Source organism: uncultured Acidaminococcus sp. (assembly GCA_900538365.1).
Lineage (GTDB): Bacteria > Bacillota > Negativicutes > Acidaminococcales > Acidaminococcaceae > Acidaminococcus.
The window spans coordinates 1-4,545 of sequence record UPXT01000072.1; the positions used below are offsets into that span (position 1 = coordinate 1).

The following is a 4,545-nucleotide window of genomic DNA, read 5'->3' on the forward strand; positions in this document are numbered from 1 at the left end:
TGCTATTGAGTGTGTTTCTTGATTATAGTTGTTCAAATTCAACTTGCAATTTACCAAAAGTTTCTGATTTTATTTTATGCTCAGAAGAACTATAAGTAAACGTTGTTATAATAATGTTTGTTATAAGTAAAACTACTATCAAAGATTCCATGAAATAAACTCATTGCATTCCAACATTAACTATTTGCCGCAATCAGGCACATGAGATTCCCGAAATACCCATTCCCGATACATGGATATCCAGCCTTCTATGATATAATAGCGTTACCACGAAGATTAAATATCCATCACTTATATAAAGGTGGTTTTATTATGTCAGGTTCATCCTATGCCTTTCCCTATAACGAAAAAGACCCAAAGAGCATCGAACGCTACGGCAAAGAGATGATTGGAAAGACGTTCCAGGACATCTTTGATGAGCACAATGAATTTGCCTTATCCGAAGACCATGATGCTTTTCTCGATAATTCCTATGTGAAAAGCCATAAAAAGAAGGATTACAAAGGCGGATTAGGAAATCTTGTTGAAGAATGCCACTTTCGCTACAAGGCAAACAGCGACTCCCATGCTGATTTCCCCGATGCAGGCGTTGAGCTCAAGGTCACGCCTTACAAAAAGGATTCAAAGGGCCTTTATAAAGCAAAGGAACGGCTGATCCTCACGATGATTGATTACATCAATATCGTCAAGGAAAAGTCGTTCCACGAAAGCCATGTTTGGAAGAAATGTCATCTCATGCTCCTTGTTTGGTATCTCTATGAGAAGAACAAGGACAAGATGGATTACAAAATCAATTTCGTCGATCTTTTTACACCGACGAAAGAAGACCAGAAAATCATGGAAGAAGATTACAATAAGATTCTCGCAAAAATCAGGGCAGGAAAGGCTCATGAACTTTCGGAAGGAGATACGCTCTACCTCGGAGCCGCAACGAAAGCGGCCAATTCCACCATCCGCCGCGAGCAGCCTTTCAGTGACGTTCCGGCAAAACCCCGTGCCTTTTCGCTGAAAAACTCCTATATGACCTATGTCCTGAATAGTTTCTTCATTAACCGCAAGGGTGCTGCAGAATCCATCACAAAGGGACAGGCTGTCAGCCATTTCGAGCAGTACATCATCGATAAAATTACAGCCTATAAAGGGCTATCCGTAAAGGAACTCTGCGAGAAGTTTGACCTCAATCCAAAGGCCAAGAACTGCGAGTCTGCCATCGCTTTCCGAATCCTTGGCGTCAAAGGAAACCGAGCCGAGGAATTCGAGAAGGCCAATATCATCGTCAAGGCCATCCGGCTTGAAAAAAACGGAACCATCAAGCAAAGCATGTCCTTCCCCACTTTTAGGTTCAAGGAACTGGCCAAAGAGACCTGGGATGATTCCACCTTTGGCAATTATTTACGGGAAACTCGGTTCTTCTTCGTCGTTTACCAAGATATGGAAGATAAAGGATTTGTCCTTAAAGGCTGCCAGTTCTGGAACATTCCATATGATGACCTGGAAGGAAATGTCCGGGAAGTTTGGCAGAAAACGCATGATATGATTGCCCGGGGACTCAAATTCGAATATAAGGATGGCACCTACACCAGTGAGCTTCCAAAACAAAAGGACAATCCCGTAGCCCATGTGCGTCCCCATGGTCGGAACAATTCCGATACATATGAATTGCCGGATGGTCGGCAATATCCCAAGCAGTGTTTCTGGCTTAACCGCAAGTACATCCTCTCCCAACTGGACGAAAAGCTCAAGGAATAAGGAAAGACCCTAGGACCTTATTTGGCCCCAGGGTCTTTTTCCATTGCAAAGATACGGTTCATGGTTTCAGCCATTTTCTGGACGGCGCCTACGACAAGGGCATTGCCCATGCAGAAAAAGCGCATCCGTTCCGACATGCCCGTATTGGTCCACTCGTCATCAAAGCCTTGGATTCGCTCCGCTTCGACAGGTGTCAGAAGGCGAAGACGTTTGGTATCCGGATCTTCGATGACGTGGGTGCTCCGATTGGTCGTACTCTCGCTGGTGAGCATGGTCCGTGCCGGTCGGTCCAAAGGATCCGGAAAAGCGATGGGGCCTTCGGAAAATACATATTTATGGCCATTCCGAGCCGTCCGTTCAATCTTCTTAGCACCTTTGAGATAATCCCATTTATCAATCTTATCGCCAAGATAGTATTTTTCGGGGACATTATGTTGGACAATGTCCCGCAGCAAGGTCGGTTCCATTTCCACCGGTTTTGATTCACCCGTAAAGATGGTCCCATCCCGCATGATTCCCGTATTGCGGAAAGCAAACTGGAAGGTTTCGGAGACCGTTGCAATATCATGGCTTTCAAAGGTCGTCGAAAAGATTTCCGGGATTTCCTTGATGGGGAACGTCGATGCAAAGAAGCCCGACTTTCCAAGAATTTCTTCCACGGGCACATCCTCCCCACTTGTTCCATACCGGGTATCATTCCGATAGGCAAAGATGAAGGTACGCCGTCTCCTTTGGGCAAAGCCGTATTCAGCGGCATTGACGACACGCCATTCCACGCTATACCCTTCAGAATCAAAGCAGGAAAGGATGATGCCAAAATCACGTCCGCGCTGGCTTGCCGGTGATTTCAGCAGGCGGTCCACATTTTCAAGGAGCACAAAAGACGGATGTTTGGTCTTCAAGACATCGTAAATCTGCCACCAAAGGACCCCCTTCTTCCCTTGGATTCCTGTGGCACCGGTTCGCGCAACAGAATAGTCCTGGCAGGGGAAACCCCCGACAAGAAGATTATGATCTGGGATGGTCGACTTATCGACAGCGGCAATATCCACGTTGACGTGGTTAGGGCTTTTCCCGAAATGAGCGCAGTAGCAGTCAAAGGCATCCTGGCTTTTCCGGCCCGGTTCCCACTGATTTGCCCACACCGTCTTCCAATCCTTGGAATTTTTTTCAAAGGCAAGGCGAAAGCCGCCTACACCTGCAAAGAGTTCACATATGGTCTTTTGCATCATGTTTTGTCCTTTTCTCAATCGTCTAAAATGACATGGATATATTTTAACACAACTGTTCGGATAGATCAAGGGTTTTACTGGGCCTTTCGTTCCCCATGACATCGTACTATAATGGGGAAAAAGGGGGAGGTGATGGCATGACGAAGGAAAAGCTGATTACAACACCGGAACGGTCAAAAATCATGAGCCGGATTCACGGGAAAAATACGACGCCCGAAAGGATGCTGCGAAAAGCCCTTTGGTCCCATGGAATCCGCTACCGCAAGAATTACCGAGATCTCCCGGGATCCCCGGATATTGCCATCACAAGATATTGGATTGCCATCTTTGTCGACGGGGACTTTTGGCACGCAAGAGGTCATCAAGACAACCCTGGAGAGCAAATCAAGAACAATAAGGAATTTTGGTCAAAAAAGCTCCGCCGCAACGTAGAGCGGGACAAGGATAACGATGCAGCCCTCACAGACCTGGGCTGGCTAGTCCTCCATTTCTGGGAAAGCGACATCAAGAGGAATCTGGATGATTGTGTGAAGACAGTCCTGGAATATTGCGGACGAATAAAATAAGGACGCTTCTGTGCTTTTTACAGGAGCGTCCTTATTCTTTCCCACTCTTTTCCAAAACCTTTCTATCTATTTTCTGACAAATTAGTTATAATTGACTTATCAAGTTCAAATTTTTCATTTCCTATCATAAAGGAGGTTCCCTATGCTGATGCTATCTGACATCTATGAGGCTCAAAAACGGCTTTCCCCTTATGTATTCCGCACGCCTGTGATCCGTCTGAAGGCCCTTGATGAAGCGCTTCACTGCAAAGTATACGTTAAGGCGGAGAACATGCAGAAAATCAATGCGTTCAAGATTCGCGGGGCGCTCAATAAAGCGCTGCAGCTTTCACCGGAGACGCTCAAAAATGGCATTGTGACGGCGTCAAGCGGGAACCACGGTCGTGGAGTCGCTTTCGCAGGAAAGCTGCTCGGCGTACCGGTAACAGTCGTCATGCCAGAACACGCACCGGAAGTGAAAAAAGCTGCCATTAAAGCCCTAGGCGCAGAGATTGTGCTTTGCGAAAAGTCCCAGCGTTTCATCATTGCTGAACGGATTACAAAAGAAAAAGGAGCCTGCTTCATCCATCCTTTCGATGATTATGATGTCATGGCGGGTCAAGGAACGGCAGGTCTTGAAATGATGAACCAGCTTCCAAAGGTGGACAAGGTTATCGTGCCTGTTGGAGGCGGCGGTCTCATCAGCGGCATTGCAACAGCCATCAAGGGAACGGCTCTTTTTTTTACTCGGAGCACAAATCGCTCCGATTCGATGAAATTATATGCCCCCATTGCTTAAGAAAGGATTCTTTTGAGAGCAATGGGGGCATGATGTTTCGTAAAAAGTTACGTACCACAATTTCATTTTTAAGACGCCCGAAATATGCCTTCGTCGGTCCCTTTTGAGTCAGCCCAACAATCGGGCTGATTTGATGAAGCACGTGAGGTCATTACTTGAAAAAGATTTTGAGGAAACAATGACCTCATGGCCTATCGTAGGATGGACCGTCCCACGTTTG

Annotated in this window: 4 protein-coding genes; 3 read left to right on the top strand and 1 reads right to left on the bottom strand. The window is 46.4% G+C overall.

What is annotated here, in order from left to right; translation table 11 throughout:
- Positions 1-312 precede the first annotated feature (312 nt).
- Positions 313-1,749, top strand: coding sequence for a Sau3AI family type II restriction endonuclease (locus tag QZQ08_RS09595; RefSeq protein ID WP_296331404.1), 1,437 nt, complete (start codon positions 313-315; stop codon positions 1,747-1,749).
- A gap of 17 nt (positions 1,750-1,766) precedes the next feature.
- Here QZQ08_RS09595 and dcm read toward each other — a convergent pair whose 3' ends face one another.
- Positions 1,767-2,978, bottom strand: coding sequence for a DNA (cytosine-5-)-methyltransferase (gene dcm / locus QZQ08_RS09600; RefSeq protein WP_302889773.1), 1,212 nt, complete (start codon positions 2,976-2,978; stop codon positions 1,767-1,769).
- A 140-nt stretch (positions 2,979-3,118) separates the two neighbouring features.
- Between dcm and QZQ08_RS09605 the strand changes: the two genes are divergently transcribed.
- Both QZQ08_RS09605 and QZQ08_RS09610 read left to right on the top strand, forming a co-directional pair.
- Positions 3,119-3,547 (top strand): very short patch repair endonuclease, encoded by a 429-nt coding sequence (locus QZQ08_RS09605; RefSeq protein ID WP_296331409.1) that lies wholly within the window; start codon positions 3,119-3,121, stop codon positions 3,545-3,547.
- 142 nt (positions 3,548-3,689) lie between these two features.
- Positions 3,690-4,325, top strand: a complete 636-nt coding sequence (locus QZQ08_RS09610) for a threonine/serine dehydratase (RefSeq protein WP_296331412.1) — start codon at positions 3,690-3,692, stop codon at positions 4,323-4,325.
- Positions 4,326-4,545 lie beyond the last annotated feature (220 nt).

Coding starts and splice junctions, on each gene's coding strand:
- dcm (WP_302889773.1), bottom strand. CDS start 2,978: ATGCAAAAGACCATATGTGAACTCTTTGCAGGTGTAGGCGGCTTTCGC.
- QZQ08_RS09595 (WP_296331404.1), top strand. CDS start 313: ATGTCAGGTTCATCCTATGCCTTTCCCTATAACGAAAAAGACCCAAAG.
- QZQ08_RS09605 (WP_296331409.1), top strand. CDS start 3,119: ATGACGAAGGAAAAGCTGATTACAACACCGGAACGGTCAAAAATCATG.
- QZQ08_RS09610 (WP_296331412.1), top strand. CDS start 3,690: ATGCTGATGCTATCTGACATCTATGAGGCTCAAAAACGGCTTTCCCCT.